The sequence below is a fragment of the Desulfolithobacter sp. genome (genome assembly GCF_054025815.1).
The window spans coordinates 31,210-47,080 of sequence record NZ_JBPMMS010000038.1 but is presented as its reverse complement, the minus strand read 5'-3'; the positions used below and the strand labels follow the sequence as shown (position 1 = coordinate 47,080).

Here is a 15,871-nt window from a genome sequence, read left to right as displayed (position 1 = left end):
CTCCCTCCCGTTTTTCTCCCCACCTTTTACTTTTGGCATCTTCCTTTTCTTTTCCACTCCGCCAAACTCCCCGGGGCCTTTTCCCAGCAGTTTATCGTAAAAATCCGTGTTCAGCCAAAAAGGCGGGATTGATCCCGCCGTCATCTCCACCGGGTTCAACTCCTGCGGCAAGCAGCTTCTCCACATACTTACCGATAATATCCACTTCGATATTCACCATGTCTCCCGGCCCCAGGCTGCCCAGGGTTGTCACCTCGAGGGTATGGGGGATAATGGAAACGGAAAACCGGTTCCCCCTGCAGGAGTTCACCGTCAGGCTGACACCGTTGATGGCGATGGAACCTTTCTCAATAACATATTTTGCCAGACTTGGGGGTAAAGAAAATGAAAACAGAGTAAAATCACCGACCGCCTGCCGCTCTTCCACCCGGGCCCGGGCATCAACGTGACCGGACACCAAGTGCCCACCCAACCGGTCGGCCAGGCGCAGGGCCCGCTCCAGGTTGACCCGGCTGCCCACCTGCAGCTCACCAAGTCCGGTGCGCGACAGACTCTCGGGCGACACATCGACCATGAACCTGCGCCCCTTGATATCCCGGGCCGTGAGACAGGCTCCGTTGACAGCAATGGACTCTCCTTCCTCGGGGTCAGTCAGGTCAAAATCCGCCTCCAGGCAGAAAACCATCCCTCGGCCTGCAGGCCGTTTTTCCACCACCGTGCCAAGTCCCTGAACAATACCGGTAAACATGTTTTTCCCTTTTTCTGTTCCTGGGCTGCCAGGAGAACTGCCTCATCCAGAAAACTTTCCCGTAGCCCAGGGACCAGGACACCCGCGCGAACAACGCCAACGGATGCCTGTTTTTTATCAGCCCTGCCCCTGCTCAACCTGATCAGCCCGCTCCTCAAACTCCCTTGCCAGCCGCTTATGCCTGAAGTTGGCATGGATGGAGGCTGCGGTTCGGTAAGCATCGGCGGCCGCGGAATTATCACCTTTTTCCATGTACACATCGGCGATGACTTCCAGAATCTGCACGGTTCCCTGGGGATTGCGGACCATCTTGTAGTGGTCAAGGATGTCAAAGAGCACTTCCAGAGCCTTGTCCAGCTGGCCGATGCGCCGGTAGCAGACCGCAAGTTTCTTGTTCAGCGCCAAAGCGGAAAAGGAATCATCTTTTCTCTCGCAGATGGCACGGGCCCGCAGGTAGTGATCAACAGCCATCTGATACTCTTCCTTTTCCAGGCAGACATCTCCGAGCCGGTCCGAAGCATTGGCAATCCCCAGCTCATCATTCTGCTCTTCAAACCCCTTGAGCGCGTTGTGAAAACAAACAGCCGCCTGGGACAGCTCACCATTCTTCAGAAAATCACGGCCTTCCTTATAATCCCTTTTGGCTGGATCCTTGATAATCTCTTCTTCCTGACCCGCCGGTTTACCGTCCACCGGGCCAAGAGAGTTCAGAGGTTGAATCTGTTCGCTTACCATAAAACTACTCCTGTGTTGTCGGACACCTGCGTTCCGATGTTCTAAGTTCCTCGCTGCCTCATCTGCCTGCCCTGGCCAAACCAGCTTTTCCTTACCAGGCAGACGGCCTGATCAGGTGCTGTTTATCAGCTCCACCGCCCGGGTTGCCTGCTCACCCACCGTGGTCTCCTGCGGCCGTCCATGTTCATAGATAATTATCGGGGCCTGGTCGCCCTGCAGTCCCATCACCTGAAAGACAGCCTCCTTTGCCTTGATGCGCCCGAGCAGGCGGGCCATGAGCCCGCGCATGGTCGGGCTGTCGTGGCCCAGAAAATGGAAGGTGGAATAAAACGGCGTCTTGCGGATCAGATCGGGGCGGACGGCGGCAATCTCACCCAGTGCCCAGATCACTGCTTCCTGGGTGGAACGATCGCCCATGAAGCCCAGCAGGTGCCTGGTAAAGGCGCCAAAGATATCCGGACGTGCGGCAACGATGGAGCCAATGGCCTCGATCATCCCCCAGGGAGTGGCGGCCGAATCGGCGCAGGCCTCGAACAGTCGGTGGAGCAGATCGGCAACCTGACCCGGTTCCCGGGTGGCAACTTTGGCTGCGACCTGACCTATAACCCAGGCGGTATGATACCGGCTGGCCTCCACGGGATCATAGAGTAACCGCTGGAGAAAACGCAGAGCACGGCCATCGTCCAGACAGAGATTCACCAGCACGTCAATCTCTTCCCTGGCAGCCAGTTCCCGCACCTGTTGCTTGCTGGCCCGCATTTTCCGGCGTTTGGGATCCCGGTGTGGTTCCGGGACCGGCTCCACAACAGTCCCGCCGGCCGCATCCTCCTGCCGGGCAAGGGTCTCCTGCTTCTCGCGGAATCGTTCGGCGATCTCGGACACTTCCTTGTGCAACCGGACAAAGTACAGGACCCCGCGAACCGCCCGGCCATCCAGGTTGCGCTTGGGCACGACCTGATGAGTCACATCGTCATAATCTTCCACCCGGCCGGTGAGATAATCATCCTCGGGCATCAGCTCCCAGGCCAGATCCCACTCGTCATTGCAGGCATAGACCAGGCACTCCACCATGGCGGCACCGATGTTGTGGCCAGTGGCATCGCAGACGTAAACGGCGCCGCAGTCACAGCGACCGACCGGGAACTCGGTCATCTTCCGCTGGGCCGCCTCGGTGGGCCGTCCCACATCCATACCGCAGAACGGACACCACGGCTTGAGGGTTTCCCCGCTTTCCTTGCTACTCATCAGCCAACCAGCTTGTCTTCCAGCGCCTTGACGAACCGGGGATCCACCGAATAGCCAAGCTCACGCGCTTTTTCCAGATTCTGCTTCGACTCCTGGTACTCGCCCTTGAAATAGAGCGCCACTGCCAGATTATTACGGGCCATGGCAGAATCAGGTTCCAGGGTTACAGCCTGACGGGCCGCCTCCACTGCCTTGTCATCTTCCTCGTTCATGGTAAAGGCCGAAGTCAGGTTGATCCAGGCGGTGACCAGTTCCGGGTCGATCTGGATGGCCCGGGTGAAGCTCTCGATGGCCTCGGAGAGGCGCTGTTGCTGCTGGTGGATCAGGCCGATATTGGCATGGGCCTCGGCCATATTGGGCGCTATCTTCAGGGCTTTTTCATTGAGTTCAAGGGCCTTGTCCACATCGCCCTGGTCAAAGTAAATCGCGCCAAGATTGATATAGCTCTCAACAGCCTGCTCATCGAGTTCGATGGCCCGTTCCAGCTCCCGGATGGCCTCATCGACCCGTCCGGCCTGACGGTAGACCAGGCCGAGCTGGTGATGGGCGATCACGTTTTCCGGCTTTTCCGCCACCACCTTTTCCAACTCTTCGATAACAGAGTTGAGATCCACGGTTTTCTGTACATCAGACATAAAATCTTCCCTTTATTCGAAATTCCTTACTTTAAGGTGGAGGCGGACATCCCACCACCCTTTCATATCTTGTTCAACTGTTTAACTGTAACATTGTAATCATCAATACAACCGGATCAAGACAAAAACTGGTCCGGCCGCTGCGCCAGGGCATGAAAACTATCCCTCTTCGCAACTCAGAATACGCTCCCTCCGTACCTCCTCGAGAACCTGGTGGGCGATTTCGATATCCTGACGAATCTGGGCGGCAAGCTCGGATGGACCACTGAATTTCTTCTCCCCCCGCAGATGTTTAAGCAGATTGAGCTTGATGGGCTTGCCGTAGATATCTTTGCTGAAATCGAAAATATGGGTTTCGGCCACCAGTGCACTGTCTCCAAAGGTTGGATTATAGCCGATATTTGAGACTCCGCCATACATCTTGCCGTCATAGACAACCTGGGTTACGTACACGCCCCGTTTCGGGCAGAGATCCTCCTCATTGAGCTGGAGGTTGGCGGTGGGAAAACCGACCACCGGTCCACCGCGCTGTTTTCCCTGTTGAACAGTACCCCGGATCTGGTAGCAGCGGCCGAGCAGCTGACGCACATCCTGCATCCGTCCCTCCGCAACCAGCTCCCTGACCCTGGTTGAGGAGACGAGCATACCGTTTTCGTAATGGGCCTCAACCACCGCGACCGGAAAACCCTTGAGCCTGCCCTGCTCCCTGAGAAAATCGATATTTCCCTGCCTCCCCTTGCCAAAAGCATAATCGTACCCGACCACCAACTCGCTCACCCCGATGGTCTCCACCAGGATCCGGTCCACGAAATCCAGGGCCGTAGTGGTGGCGAACCGGCGATCAAAGGGAATGATGATCAGCACATCGATACCGGCCTGGGCAATCAGTTCCTTTTTCTGTTCCAGGGTCGAGATCAGCTTGATCCCTTCGGGCCGCAGAACTTTCAAGGGATGGGGATCAAAAGTAACAACCACGCTGGTTCCCTTGCTGCGGAATGCCCGGCCCATGACCTCGGCAAACAGTATCTGGTGCCCGATGTGAACCCCGTCGAAATTGCCTATGGTCACGCAAGCCCCGGGAAAGGGCTTTTGTATCTGGGAAAGATCAGTATATATTTCCATGGGATGTCCTGAACATATCTTTCAGGTTGACAAAGCAGGCAGTACCGGGACCGGAGACCGGTCTCCGGATGCCGTCCTACTATAATCCACGTTTCTTCGAAGACAAAGCGGGATATGTACCCTTTCCGAAGAAAACTCGCAAACAGTTCATGCATACGAGGTCCGACCCCAAAAACGACAATGTGTTTTTTCTGTCTTTTGCCCTAAAGAAACTCTTGACAAAAATGGCCGGGAAGTGCATATTCGCATGCGTCAGTGCCGAAGTGGCGGAACTGGTAGACGCGCTAGGTTCAGGGTCTAGTGGGCGTATGCTCGTGGGAGTTCGACTCTCCCCTTCGGCACCATCGGATAAATAAAGGGCCGCAACCATCAAGGTTGCGGCCCTTTTTCGTTTCAGGACCTCCGCACATGCCTGGTTTTCTTTTTTCGCCAATCTTGCGGCAAACCGTCCCAGAATGCTTATAGATTATGGCATGTCCCATGTCTGGTCACATCATACCACCTCTTTTCGTCCTCAAAGCCCGGCGCCCTCCCGCGCCGCGATACGGGACTATTCCGATGAAACCTTAAGCCGGGAGCGGGTCCTTCTTCTCCATGGCCTGGCCCGGACCTCGCTCTCCATGCGCCGCCTGGGGAAGCGTCTTACCGACGCGGGATACCTGGTGAGCACGGTGGGCTATCCTTCGCGCCGGAAAAGTGTTGCTGCCGCGGCCGTCACCGTCCAGCAGACCATTGCCCGCTACAGAGCCATGGAGACGACAACCCTTCACTTCGTCACCCACTCCCTGGGCGGCATTGTTCTGCGCTTTGTCTTTACAGAGCAGCTGCCGGACAACCTGGGCCGGGTGGTCATGCTCAGCCCGCCCAACCAGGGCAGCGAGATCGTCGATCGTTTCCATGACTGGTGGCTTTTCAGGGCCATCAACGGACCGGCCGGGGCTGAACTGGGTACCAGGCCGGACAGCCTGCCAAACAGACTGGGACCGGTCCGCTGGCCAACCGGGGTTATTACCGGCAACCGACCTGGGCTGTACGATCGTTGGCTCGCCCGGCTGATCCCGGGCGAAAACGACGGCAAGGTCGCGGTTGAACGGGCCCGGGTGGAGGGGATGCGCGACTTCCTGGTTGTTCCGGCCAGCCATTCCTTTATCATGAATAATAGAGAAGTGATCCGCCAGACGATTTTTTTTCTCAAGCATGGCCGGTTTGACCATTCCGGCCCTTCGCAGTTTCCTGGCAATAAAGAAACATGAACCAGAATCGCCCTCCCCTGCCGGACAAAACCGGTGAAAAACAGGATACGCGCCAGAACGAGCTGGTACCAATCTGCACCGGTCCCCCTGACTACCTCCTGGACTGCTCCCTGGTTCTCAGCGCCACATCCACAGCTCACCAGGTCAATTTCCAGGACCGGACCCTCCTGGTCCCGCCTGCGGACGCAGCCCGGGCCAGGTATCATCTTCGGCAATGGATCGAAGAAAACAGAGACTGGCCCCCTCCTCCCAATTATCTGCAGCAACACCCCAGGACTACCGACAACCCGCCTACTCTGCTGACCATCGGAGCGCTCGCCATTTTCTACTGGATAACCGGACCCTGGGAGGCCGGGTCCACATGGTTCAGGGCCGGAGCCATCGACAGCCGTGCCATCCTGGAGGGTGGCCAGTGGTGGCGCCTGGTTACAGCCATGACCCTGCATGCCGACCCCAACCACCTGGCAGGTAACTGCCTGATCGGCGGTTTCATGGTCCACCTCCTCAGCCGGACTATCGGTTACGGCTCGGCCTGGGCTCTCATCATCCTCACAGGAACTGTGGCCAATTACCTCAATATTGTCTTCCGCTCCACCCCGCATTATTCGGTTGGTTTTTCCACCGCCGTGTTTGCCACTATCGGCATCTTCAGCGGCCTGCAACTCATGACCGGCCGCTGGGGCTGGGCCAGAGGCCTGATACTCCCCCTGGGGGCCGGTGCGAGCCTGCTGGCCTTCCTGGGTACCGGGGGGAAACAGACCGACCTGGGGGCTCACCTGTTCGGATTCGGCTGCGGCCTGGCAGCAGGCATCCTGGTCCGCCACGTACTGCAGGTTGTACCGGGATGGAGCAACCGCACCTTAACCCAGCTCATCCTCTACCTGACATCACTTGGTCTGGTCATTGCTTTCTGGTTCCTGGCACTTTATCAGGCCGGTTCACTGCCCTGAAAACAAAATAAACAGAATCATGCCGATATTCGTTGTACGTTTGGTCCATCCATGTCAAAATTAGGCCAGATGACAATAGGGATAAGCGGCTTCACTCCCAACCTAACCCATTAAACAACCAAGGATGCCTATTTCCATGAATGGACAACAACCACCGTGGGGCCAGAAAAAGGGACCTTCCTCTCCCGAAGAGTTTCTTGCGGCCCTGATTCAGAAAATCCGTGACAACTTCAGCGGTCCCAAACAGCCGCCCGGCAGCCAGCCGGACAATGGTCCCTCTCCGTCGAGCAAGGACCCCAACTTCTTTGCCGGACTGAGCAAAGTCGCCATGCTCATTGGCGCCATCATACTGGTCCAGGTAGTCTATTCATCATTTTTCACCATCAACCCCGGTGAAGTAGGGGTTATCCTGCGGTTTGGCCAATACAACCGTACAACCCCCTCCGGCCTGCACTTCAAGCTTCCCTACATGGAAGAGTTGATCAAAGTTGACGTGGAGTCGGTCCGGAAGGAAGAGTTCGGATTCAGAACGAGAACCCCGGGCAAGACAACCACCTTCAACAGACGCGGCTTTGATATGGAATCTCTCATGCTGACCGGTGACAAGAACGTCATCGACGTGGCCTGGATTGTCCAGTACAAGGTCGCAGATCCTGTCAACTTCCTGTTCAAGGTACGCAACATCCCCCAGGCGGTCCGGGATGCCTCGGAAATGGTGACCAGGCGCATCGTTGGCAACATGGACTTCGACTATGTCCTTTCAAACCGGGAGATCCTTGCCGCCGACGCCAAACGAGAACTGCAGGGCGAGCTGGACAACCTGGAATGTGGGGTGGACATCGTAACCCTGCAGCTGCTGGATATCAATCCTCCCGATCCGGTCAAACCAGCCTTCAACGAGGTGAACGAGGCTGACCAGGACATGAAGCGACTGGTCAATGAAGCCGAAGAAACCTACAACCGTGTCATCCCCAAAGCCCGGGGAAGCGCCAAGCAGATCATCGAAGAAGCTCACGGTTACGCAGTTCAGAGAATCAATGAGGCCAAAGGTGAAACCGAACGCTTCAAAGCAATAGTCAAAGAGTACCTGCAGGCCAAAGAGGTGACCCGCCGCCGGATGTACCTTGAGGCCATGCGTGATATTCTGCCGGGCGTTGCCCATGTCTATGTAATGGACAAAAAACAGCAGAATGTACTGCCTTTTCTCAACCTGTCCCGTACGGACATGAAAGAGGTCACCGGTAAATAAGGCCGGCCGGTCCCATAATACCGCAACCGGCTTCCGCGGTCCCGGGGTACTGACGGCCGCCTCTAACCCAAGATTGGAAAAAGAAAAAATATCATGAAACAGCTCGCAAAAGTTTTTGTAATTATTCTCATCGGTGCCATGATCGCCACTGTCTGGGATGGTTTTTACATTCTCAAGGAGGGGCAGCAGGCTGTCCTGACCCAGTTTGGCCGTCCCGTGGGACAGCCGGTCACCGAAGCAGGTCTGAAGCTGAAAACTCCTTTCATCCAGCATGTCCAGTTCTTTGAAAAGAAAATTCTGATCTGGGACGGTGATCCAAACCAGATTCCAACCAATGACAAGACCTTTATCTACATTGACAACACCGCCCGCTGGCGTATTTCAGATGCCCTGCGCTTTCTCCAGGCCGTTGGTACTGAAAACCGTGCCCAAAGCCTGCTTGACGATATCATCAACGGTACTGTCCGGGACCTGGTGAACAAGAACAACCTCATCGAAATCATTCGCAGCTCGGACTGGTCTCCAGACTACATGGTTTCCAGCGTCCGGACCGGAGACGCCGTGGTCCAGCCGCCCAAGTACGGCCGTGACAAGATCAGCGAGATGGTCCTGGCCTCCGCCTCCAAGGTCACCCCGCAATACGGGATCGAACTGATCGACGTAATGTTTAAACGGGTAAACTATATTGAATCGGTCCGACAGAAAGTATATGACCGGATGATTTCGGAAAGGAAAAGGATAGCGGCAGAGAAACGCTCCCTGGGCGAAGGACGCAAGGCTGAAATACTGGGCCGCGTGGACCGGGAACTTAAGGAGATCACCTCCTCGGCCAGGCGTGAAGCTACGACCATCAAGGGCAAGGCAGACGCCGAGGCTACCCGGATTTACGGTGAGACATTTTCAAAATATCCTGAATTCTATGCCTTCCAGCAAACCCTGGAAAGCTACCGTGATATTATCAACAACAATACCTCGCTGATTTTGTCATCTGATTCCGACCTGTTCCACTACCTGGAGTCCATAGATCCGATCAAGAAATAGCATAAACATCAGGATTGATAAAACCATTGCACCTGTTCCCGGTTTCCAGCCGGGAACAGGATTTTTCTTTTTTTCTTTTTTTCTTTCAGGCCATGCATACAAAGGGTCAACAGATGACCGGAAACAGAAACCAGAAACCCTACTCGATCACCACCCCGGGCCCCTCGTCGGCAAAGGTCGGCCGCTGCTCGGGCGCGTAAGGAATCCTTCCCTTCTCCTCCACCAGCTTCAGAAACCGGTCCAGGTCTTCTTCTGAAACAAGCTCGTCGACCTCAAGCCTGTCAAAACGGCAGTTGCAGTGGATAAGCTGCCCACCGCACCAGGGACAAACCTCCACCGGACAACCGAATTCATGAACCTCGCCGGTGACAGCGTGACAGGCCGGGCACACATCACGGTCCATACCCAGCGGCTCGTAACTCGGAAAAGAACCCGGTTCGGCACAGATTTGCCTGAATTCCTCGGGCCCGGGAAGGTTGAAAAAGTCCAGAACTTTCCTGTTGACGTAACCATCGGCCAGTCTGCCGTGAAACTCGATACCCTCGCTGGAAACCAGGTAGAGATAGCCGCTGTGACCGGTGACAAGGGCCAGCAGAAACACTCCCCGGGACCGCCCCACCAGCCGGATGTCCCGGGCCCAGTCGTCACGGGCCTCGGGCAGGTAGCTGTAAAACTCGTGCAGGAGATCCAGGGCGATCCGGTCGTCCCGATACTCGTCCAAAAGATCTCTGGCCTCCCGCAGACGCTCGTCAGGAACCGCGTACTCCATCAGCAGACGAATCTTTTCCCACTGCTCTCTCAATTCATCCATCTCGTTCCTCCAGGGCCGTGGCGATCCGACTTACCAGGCGGGCGGTCTCAGCTGCCATGTCTTCGGCACCGGTGATGGCGGTAACCACAGCTATACGCCTGGCACCGGCACGGACAAGCTCTTCGACGTGATGCTCCTTGATCCCTCCCATCACCGTAAAGGGGAGTGAACAGTGCCTGGAACAGGTTCTTATGGCCTCCGGGCCGATAAACTCAGCCAGACCTTCCTTGGTACCGGTTGGATAGATCGGTCCAATATTGAAGTATGAAAGAACCTGTTCGCCCCGCTGTTCCAGCTGACCAAGGCGCATGGCCTGCTCCTCGGTGTTGCATGACTGACCAATGACCAGGTCCGGAGCCAGGCGGCGTATCTCTTCCGGGGGCAAATCATTCTGCCCGACATGCAGTCCATCCGCCCCGGACATCAAGGCGATATCGAGCCGATCGTTCACCAGAAAGAGTGCCCCGGCCTCGGTCGTTCTCCGGCGGAAATAGCGGGCTTTTTCCAGCAACCGGCGGTCGGAAGACTCTTTGTCCCGCAGCTGGACGATCTTTGCTCCGCCGGCCAGTACGCTGTCAAGCCACTGCTCGTCGCTCCTCCCGCAGGCCAGCCGTTCACATGAAACCGGATAGAGAGTAACATCCTCGATAAACTGCCGTATTCGGCGGTGATACACTTCGCTGTTCATGGATATAATAACACTACCTTTCTTATGGGGAAAGAAGGGTCGATCCCCATTGATCTTGATTTTTTTCTGAAAACCGGATAAATAAAGAAGTGCAGTTTTTCTCAGGAGACACTGCTTCTATCTGACCCGGGAACCTCTGCAGTCGGTCTTGCCCTGCTGCCGCAGCGCCTCACTGTACCCCAACAGGTCATCTCGCGCATCGTTTTTCCTGGCTCGCCCCTCTTACCCAAACCGGCCGCTGCTAACTTATATCCCGACTCTTTCGACCACCGGCCCGACATCACGAGACCAATTGACAAGGACAAAGCCATGACCCGAAAAATTCATACTGAACGTACCGCTGAACTAAAAATTGACGGCAAAACATATACCCTGCCCATCATCGAGGGATCTGAGGGTGACCGGGCCATCGATATTAGCCGGTTACTCCAGGAGACCGGCTACATGACCCTTGATACCGGGTACAAAAACACCGGTTCCTGTGCCAGCACCATCACCTACCTTGACGGCAACAAGGGAATTCTCCGCTACCGGGGCTACGCCATCGAAGAACTGGCTGAAAAATGTTCGTTCGTCGAAGTGGCCTACCTCCTGATCCATGACAAGCTCCCCAACACCGATGAACTCAACGCCTTCAAGTCGCTGCTGGAACGCTTTGCCCTGATACATGAGGACATGATCCACTTCTTTGATCATTTTCCCTCCCATGCCTCGCCCATGTCCATCCTTTCGGTCATGGTCAACTCGCTTTGCAACTACTACCCCGAAATGAGCGATGATCCCCTGGAGAACATCGACACGACCGCAGCCCGTCTCATTTCAAAAATCCGGACCATTGCCGCCTTCTCCTACAAAAAATCCATGGGTCATCCACTGGTCTATCCGCGGCATGACCTCTCCTACTGCGGAAACTTCCTGAACATGATGTTTGACAAACCGGTCAAACCCTACACGGTTCGCCCCGAGGTGGTGGCCACCCTCAACAAACTGCTCATCCTTCACGCCGATCACGAGCAGAACTGCTCCACCTCCACCGTCCGTCTGGTGGGCAGCGCAGGGGTCAACCTGTACGCTTCCATCGCCGCCGGTATCAACGCCCTGTGGGGCCCCCTGCACGGCGGTGCCAACGAGGCAGTCATCCAGATGCTTGAGGCCATCCACGCCGACAACAATGATTTTGAAAAGTATATCAACAAGGCCAAGGACAAGAACGATCCTTTCCGACTCTCCGGCTTCGGCCACCGGGTCTACAAGACCTATGATCCACGTGGGACCATCATCAAAAAGGCTTGTGACGAAATACTCACGGTCCTCAACATCTCCGACCCACTACTGGACATTGCCCGTAAAATCGAGGAGATCGCTCTCAACGACGAGTATTTCATCAAGCGCAACCTCTACCCCAATGTGGACTTCTATTCAGGAATCATCTACCGCGCCATAGGCATACCCACCAACATGTTCACGGTTATGTTCGCCCTGGGTCGACTGCCGGGCTGGATCGCCCAGTGGAAAGAAATGCGGGAGGACCCGAGCACCAAGATCGGCCGGCCCAGGCAGGTCTACGTCGGCGAGCCGCAACGCCCCTTTATCCCGCTGGAAAAACGGAATTGAACCCCCCGCGGCTGTGGCACTGAAAACTCAGGCCTCACTGACGGTATTGTGGAGGATGAAATATCTCAGAGAGGATTTCTGCTGATCCGTAAGCTCACCGAATCGCAGAGAAAAACGCTTGACCTGAACCGCCCTGAAAGGTGCGTCCGGGTCAAGCGTCGTGTCGTTGACAATAGAGGCGGGAATATCCTTGAGCAGAAAATCATCACTGCCCAGGAAGATATCCAGGCGAAGATTGCGATTCGGTTCCCGACCGAATACCGCATAGTGCACGGCCATACCGCCTTCGCTGATATCGACAATAGCACCGGGAACAGTACCGATAAAGGCGAGCGCCCCATCCTTGACCCGGTATCTTGGAAATCGCCGGCGATCTCTCACAGGCGGCACGTCCTGATGTTGCCCAGCCAACAGCTCACTCCTGCTCAGTCAAGCGCGTTATAGCTCTGATTAACAAGCTGACAATACTCCTTAACCAGCTGCCACCGTTCCGCGGGTCGCATTCGAAAATAGAACGGACTCAACATCAGTATGCGAATGGCTTCCCTTGGGTTCATATCTTTCTCCAAAATGATTTCTCTTGCCTCACATTGAAGCAAGAATAGTGCCAAATCCTAAACACACGCAAACAGTAACTTACGCCACACCTTGCCAAACGCCAACACAACCGGAGCTCTTTTTCCTGCTTAACGGAAAAAAGAGGCTACAGGTGGCCAGTTTTCCGGAAAACAATGCGCGTATCCCACTGATTATCTGCGAAATTCAGGCCTTGATTGTTCTACAACAAATCAGCTCTTTTGCAAGGTAAAACCAGCCCGCACCCTAACAGGATGTTGAAAAACGTAACGAACGATGACGAGACAAGGAAAAATGAGGCGAAAAAGCGCAGTGTATATGAAGTACATGAGCATTTCGGAGTCTCGCAGACAAGCACAGACTTCGGGCTCGCTTACCTGAGCCGAATTTTGACGCAGTATCATCAAGCACAGTAGTTTTTCAACAACCTGCTAAGCCTTGCCAAGGTTTTTGCTTACTGTCATGTTGACCGAAAGTGGAACCTCCAGCTCCATAACCGTTTCCATGGCCTGCTGCAGAAGATCCCTGGTGACGTAGAGCTCCCTTTCCGGTACTTCAAGTACCAGTTCGTCGTGGATCTGCAGGATCATCCTGGCTGCCAGGTTCTGCTCACGCAATTCCCGGTCCACCCGCAGCATGGCAAGCTTGATGATATCGGCCGCCGTTCCCTGGATGGGGGTATTGATGGCTGTCCTCTCGGCGAACTCCCGCTTGGTCCGGTTCCGGCTGTTGATTTCAGGCAACTGCCGCCGACGACCAAGCAGGGTAGTCACAAAACCCTGTTCACGGGCCCTGACAACGATTTCCTCCATGAACTTCCTGACCCCTGCATAATGTTCAAAATACCGGTCTATAAAGGTCTGGGCCTCCTTGCGACTGATCTCCAGCTGACTGGCCAAACCGTAACTGGACATACCATAGACAATTCCGAAATTGATCGTCTTGGCCACTCGCCGCATCTCGGGGGTTATTAATTCCGGAGAAACGAAAAAAATCTCCGCCGCAGTCCGCCGATGGATGTCCTCGCCGTTGCGAAAGGCCTCAAGCAGGGCCTCGTCACGGGAATAATGGGCCAAAACCCTGAGATCTATCTGCGAATAGTCCCCGGAGAGCAGCAGACAGCCGTCGGCAGCCACAAAGGCGGAACGGATCCGCTGCCCCTCCTCGGAGCGTATCGGAATATTTTGGAGATTGGGATTACTGGAACTGAGCCGACCGGTGGCGGTGCCGCACTGGTTGAACGAGGTATGGATCCGTCCGGTGTCCGGATGCCTGAGCCTGGCCAACTTGTCGATATAGGTAGATTTGAGCTTGGCCAGGTTGCGGTATGCAAGTATCAACCCAGGCAACTCGTGCTGGCCTGCAAGCCGCTCCAGCACCTTGACGTCGGTTGAATAGCCGGTCTTGGTTTTGCGCCCCCGCGGCAATTTAAGTTTTTCAAAAAGGACCTCCCCGAGCTGCTGGGTCGAATTAATATTGAACTCCTCACCGGCGAGTGCATAAATTTGATCCTTGAGCTTTTCCAGCTTCATGGCAAATTCAGTGGACAGGGCGGAAAGCAGGTCCATATCCACCTCGATTCCGGCACGCTCCATTCGGGAAAGTACCGGAATGAGCGGCCCTTCCAGGTCGGCAAACAGGGACCAGAGCGCAAGCTTCTCAAGCTGGGGCTTCTGGAGTTCAAAAAGCTGCAGGGATCCGTAAACATCCTCGCAACTGTAATTTTTGGCCTGCTCGATTTTCACCCGGGCAAACGCGTCCTCTCGCTTATCACTCCCGACCACATCGGCAAAGGAGGTCATCTGCAGATCAATCTCCTGGCACAGGTCATCGAGCCCGTAGGACCGGCGGCCGGGATCCAGCAGCCACCCCCCCACCATGGTGTCATAAAGCGGACCTGCAAGCTCGATGGTGCCGTTTTTGGGGTCGACCAGCACCGAGTAGTCGTATTTGAGATTATGGCCCACCTTGGGCAGCTCGGGATCCTCGAAAAAGGGTCTGAGCGCCTTCAAAAGTTCTTCCTGTTCCAGTTGGCCGGCCACTGGTTCGCCATTTTCGTTCCGGTGGCCGCAGGGCAGATACCAGACCCTGTCAGCGGATGTGGCAAGCGAGATCCCCACAAGCCTGGCCCGCAAAGGGTCAAGCGAGGTGGTCTCGGTGTCCAGGGCCAGAAGATCGGCCCGACCAAGCTCGATCACTAACCGAGCCAGACTTTCCCTGTCCTGCACCAGCTTAAAATTTCCAGTATCCACGGCAACGGCCGGGGCATCGGCCTTGAGCAGGGAGTAGAACTCAAGTTCTGTGAGCAGTTCGCGCAGCCGTTCGCTTTCCGTGGCCTGGACACAGTAGGCTTCGGGATCGGCCGGCACATCCACGTCATGACGCAACCGGATCAGTTCCCGGGAAAGGAAAGCGTCCTCTCTGTGAGCGATCAGCCGCTCCTTGAGCCTGGACTTTTTCATGGAGTCCACTGCCGCAAAGATACCTTCCAGGGTCCCGTATTCGCGGATAAGCTTCTGGGCGGTCTTGGGGCCCACTCCCACCACTCCGGGAATGTTGTCAGAACTGTCGCCGGTAAGGGCGAAGTAGTCGAGCAGCTGATGCGGCTCAAGGCCATATTTCGAAAGAACCGCGTCCACATCCATGAGTTTATCGCTCATGGGATCCCACATCACCACCTGCCTGGACACAAGCTGCAGCAGATCCTTGTCCCCGGAAACGATAACCACCCGGCAGCCGGCCTCCACCAGCCTGTCCACTGCCGAGGCGATCAGATCATCAGCCTCCATGTCCTCATGTTCCAGGGCAGGGATATGATAAGCCTTGACGATTTCCCGCACATAGGGGATCTGCGGCTGCAGATCATCGGGCATGGGTGGACGGTTCGCCTTGTACTCGGGATAGATTCGGTGCCGGAACACCGGGCCCCTCGTATCAAAGGCCACCGCCAGACACCGGGGCTGCTTTTCCCGGATGATACGACGCAAAATGGTGGTAAAGCCATAGACGGCATGGGTCGGCAGGCCACTGGAGTTGGCAAGGGGCCTGATGGCGTGATAAGCCCGGTAAATATAGGCAGAGCCATCGACCAGATAGACCTGCCGGGAATTTTCCTGAGAGACCATGAATGTGTTTCTGTGAAAAAGGAGGCAGCATTGTCCACTGCCGGATATTGCACCGATTCTGGCACTGGTATTTCGGACC

14 protein-coding genes and 1 tRNA gene are annotated in these 15,871 nt (G+C 55.7%); 6 read left to right on the top strand and 9 right to left on the bottom strand.

Going from position 1 to position 15,871, the window contains the following annotated elements; genetic code table 11:
• Positions 1-91: 91 nt before the first annotated feature.
• The 5 genes from ACXJJY_RS11280 to ACXJJY_RS11260 form a co-directional block, all read right to left on the bottom strand.
• The gene (locus ACXJJY_RS11280; protein ID WP_456387812.1) at positions 92-748 is read right to left on the bottom strand and encodes a riboflavin synthase; all 657 of its coding nucleotides are present in this window, start codon (positions 746-748) and stop codon (positions 92-94) included.
• Positions 749-865: 117 nt separating this feature from the next.
• Positions 866-1,483: a tetratricopeptide repeat protein gene (locus tag ACXJJY_RS11275; protein ID WP_456387810.1), complete on the bottom strand. Its 618-nt coding sequence runs from the start codon at positions 1,481-1,483 to the stop codon at positions 866-868.
• Between the two features lie 111 nt (positions 1,484-1,594).
• The gene (locus ACXJJY_RS11270) at positions 1,595-2,728 is read right to left on the bottom strand and encodes a DVU0298 family protein (protein WP_456387808.1); all 1,134 of its coding nucleotides are present in this window, start codon (positions 2,726-2,728) and stop codon (positions 1,595-1,597) included.
• Positions 2,728-3,363, bottom strand: a complete 636-nt coding sequence (locus ACXJJY_RS11265) for a tetratricopeptide repeat protein (RefSeq protein ID WP_456387806.1) — start codon at positions 3,361-3,363, stop codon at positions 2,728-2,730. Before ACXJJY_RS11265 ends, ACXJJY_RS11270 begins: the two co-directional genes overlap by 1 nt.
• 159 nt (positions 3,364-3,522) lie before the next feature.
• Positions 3,523-4,485, bottom strand: coding sequence for a bifunctional riboflavin kinase/FAD synthetase (locus tag ACXJJY_RS11260; protein ID WP_456387804.1), 963 nt, complete (start codon positions 4,483-4,485; stop codon positions 3,523-3,525).
• A gap of 257 nt (positions 4,486-4,742) precedes the next feature.
• Between ACXJJY_RS11260 and ACXJJY_RS11255 the strand changes: the two genes are divergently transcribed.
• From ACXJJY_RS11255 to hflC, 5 genes are all read left to right on the top strand, one after another.
• Positions 4,743-4,829, top strand: a tRNA-Leu gene (locus tag ACXJJY_RS11255).
• Between the two features lie 111 nt (positions 4,830-4,940).
• Positions 4,941-5,738, top strand: coding sequence for an esterase/lipase family protein (locus ACXJJY_RS11250; RefSeq protein WP_456387802.1), 798 nt, complete (start codon positions 4,941-4,943; stop codon positions 5,736-5,738).
• Complete coding sequence (locus ACXJJY_RS11245; protein WP_456387800.1) at positions 5,735-6,688, top strand: rhomboid family intramembrane serine protease; 954 nt, start codon at positions 5,735-5,737, stop codon at positions 6,686-6,688. The genes ACXJJY_RS11250 and ACXJJY_RS11245 overlap by 4 nt, the downstream gene beginning before the upstream one ends.
• A 136-nt stretch (positions 6,689-6,824) precedes the next feature.
• Positions 6,825-7,937 (top strand): FtsH protease activity modulator HflK, encoded by a 1,113-nt coding sequence (gene hflK, locus ACXJJY_RS11240; RefSeq protein ID WP_456387798.1) that lies wholly within the window; start codon positions 6,825-6,827, stop codon positions 7,935-7,937.
• 93 nt (positions 7,938-8,030) lie between these two features.
• Positions 8,031-8,978, top strand: coding sequence for a protease modulator HflC (hflC, locus tag ACXJJY_RS11235; RefSeq protein WP_456387796.1), 948 nt, complete (start codon positions 8,031-8,033; stop codon positions 8,976-8,978).
• Positions 8,979-9,117: 139 nt separating this feature from the next.
• Here the strand turns inward: hflC and ACXJJY_RS11230 are convergent, their stop codons facing one another.
• Positions 9,118-9,789 (bottom strand): hypothetical protein, encoded by a 672-nt coding sequence (locus ACXJJY_RS11230; RefSeq protein ID WP_456387794.1) that lies wholly within the window; start codon positions 9,787-9,789, stop codon positions 9,118-9,120.
• Positions 9,782-10,477, bottom strand: coding sequence for a thiamine phosphate synthase (thiE, locus tag ACXJJY_RS11225; protein ID WP_456387792.1), 696 nt, complete (start codon positions 10,475-10,477; stop codon positions 9,782-9,784). Before thiE ends, ACXJJY_RS11230 begins: the two co-directional genes overlap by 8 nt.
• Before the next feature lie 309 nt (positions 10,478-10,786).
• On the opposite strand from thiE, the gene ACXJJY_RS11220 reads away from it, so the two are divergent.
• Positions 10,787-12,091: a citrate synthase gene (locus tag ACXJJY_RS11220; RefSeq protein WP_456387790.1), complete on the top strand. Its 1,305-nt coding sequence runs from the start codon at positions 10,787-10,789 to the stop codon at positions 12,089-12,091.
• A 27-nt stretch (positions 12,092-12,118) separates the two neighbouring features.
• Here ACXJJY_RS11220 and ACXJJY_RS11215 read toward each other — a convergent pair whose 3' ends face one another.
• Positions 12,119-12,472: a PilZ domain-containing protein gene (locus tag ACXJJY_RS11215; protein ID WP_456387789.1), complete on the bottom strand. Its 354-nt coding sequence runs from the start codon at positions 12,470-12,472 to the stop codon at positions 12,119-12,121.
• A 626-nt stretch (positions 12,473-13,098) separates the two neighbouring features.
• Positions 13,099-15,792 (bottom strand): DNA polymerase I, encoded by a 2,694-nt coding sequence (polA, locus tag ACXJJY_RS11210; RefSeq protein ID WP_456387787.1) that lies wholly within the window; start codon positions 15,790-15,792, stop codon positions 13,099-13,101.
• Positions 15,793-15,871 lie beyond the last annotated feature (79 nt).

Excerpts from the sequence above, each read along its gene's own strand:
- thiE (WP_456387792.1), bottom strand. The coding sequence starts at position 10,477 with ATGAACAGCGAAGTGTATCACCGCCGAATACGGCAGTTTATCGAGGAT.
- ACXJJY_RS11245 (WP_456387800.1), top strand. The coding sequence starts at position 5,735 with ATGAACCAGAATCGCCCTCCCCTGCCGGACAAAACCGGTGAAAAACAG.
- hflK (WP_456387798.1), top strand. The coding sequence starts at position 6,825 with ATGAATGGACAACAACCACCGTGGGGCCAGAAAAAGGGACCTTCCTCT.
- ACXJJY_RS11280 (WP_456387812.1), bottom strand. The coding sequence starts at position 748 with ATGTTTACCGGTATTGTTCAGGGACTTGGCACGGTGGTGGAAAAACGG.
- ACXJJY_RS11230 (WP_456387794.1), bottom strand. The coding sequence starts at position 9,789 with ATGGATGAATTGAGAGAGCAGTGGGAAAAGATTCGTCTGCTGATGGAG.
- hflC (WP_456387796.1), top strand. The coding sequence starts at position 8,031 with ATGAAACAGCTCGCAAAAGTTTTTGTAATTATTCTCATCGGTGCCATG.
- ACXJJY_RS11250 (WP_456387802.1), top strand. The coding sequence starts at position 4,941 with ATGCTTATAGATTATGGCATGTCCCATGTCTGGTCACATCATACCACC.
- ACXJJY_RS11260 (WP_456387804.1), bottom strand. The coding sequence starts at position 4,485 with ATGGAAATATATACTGATCTTTCCCAGATACAAAAGCCCTTTCCCGGG.
- ACXJJY_RS11220 (WP_456387790.1), top strand. The coding sequence starts at position 10,787 with ATGACCCGAAAAATTCATACTGAACGTACCGCTGAACTAAAAATTGAC.
- ACXJJY_RS11265 (WP_456387806.1), bottom strand. The coding sequence starts at position 3,363 with ATGTCTGATGTACAGAAAACCGTGGATCTCAACTCTGTTATCGAAGAG.
- polA (WP_456387787.1), bottom strand. The coding sequence starts at position 15,792 with ATGGTCTCTCAGGAAAATTCCCGGCAGGTCTATCTGGTCGATGGCTCT.
- ACXJJY_RS11275 (WP_456387810.1), bottom strand. The coding sequence starts at position 1,483 with ATGGTAAGCGAACAGATTCAACCTCTGAACTCTCTTGGCCCGGTGGAC.
- ACXJJY_RS11270 (WP_456387808.1), bottom strand. The coding sequence starts at position 2,728 with ATGAGTAGCAAGGAAAGCGGGGAAACCCTCAAGCCGTGGTGTCCGTTC.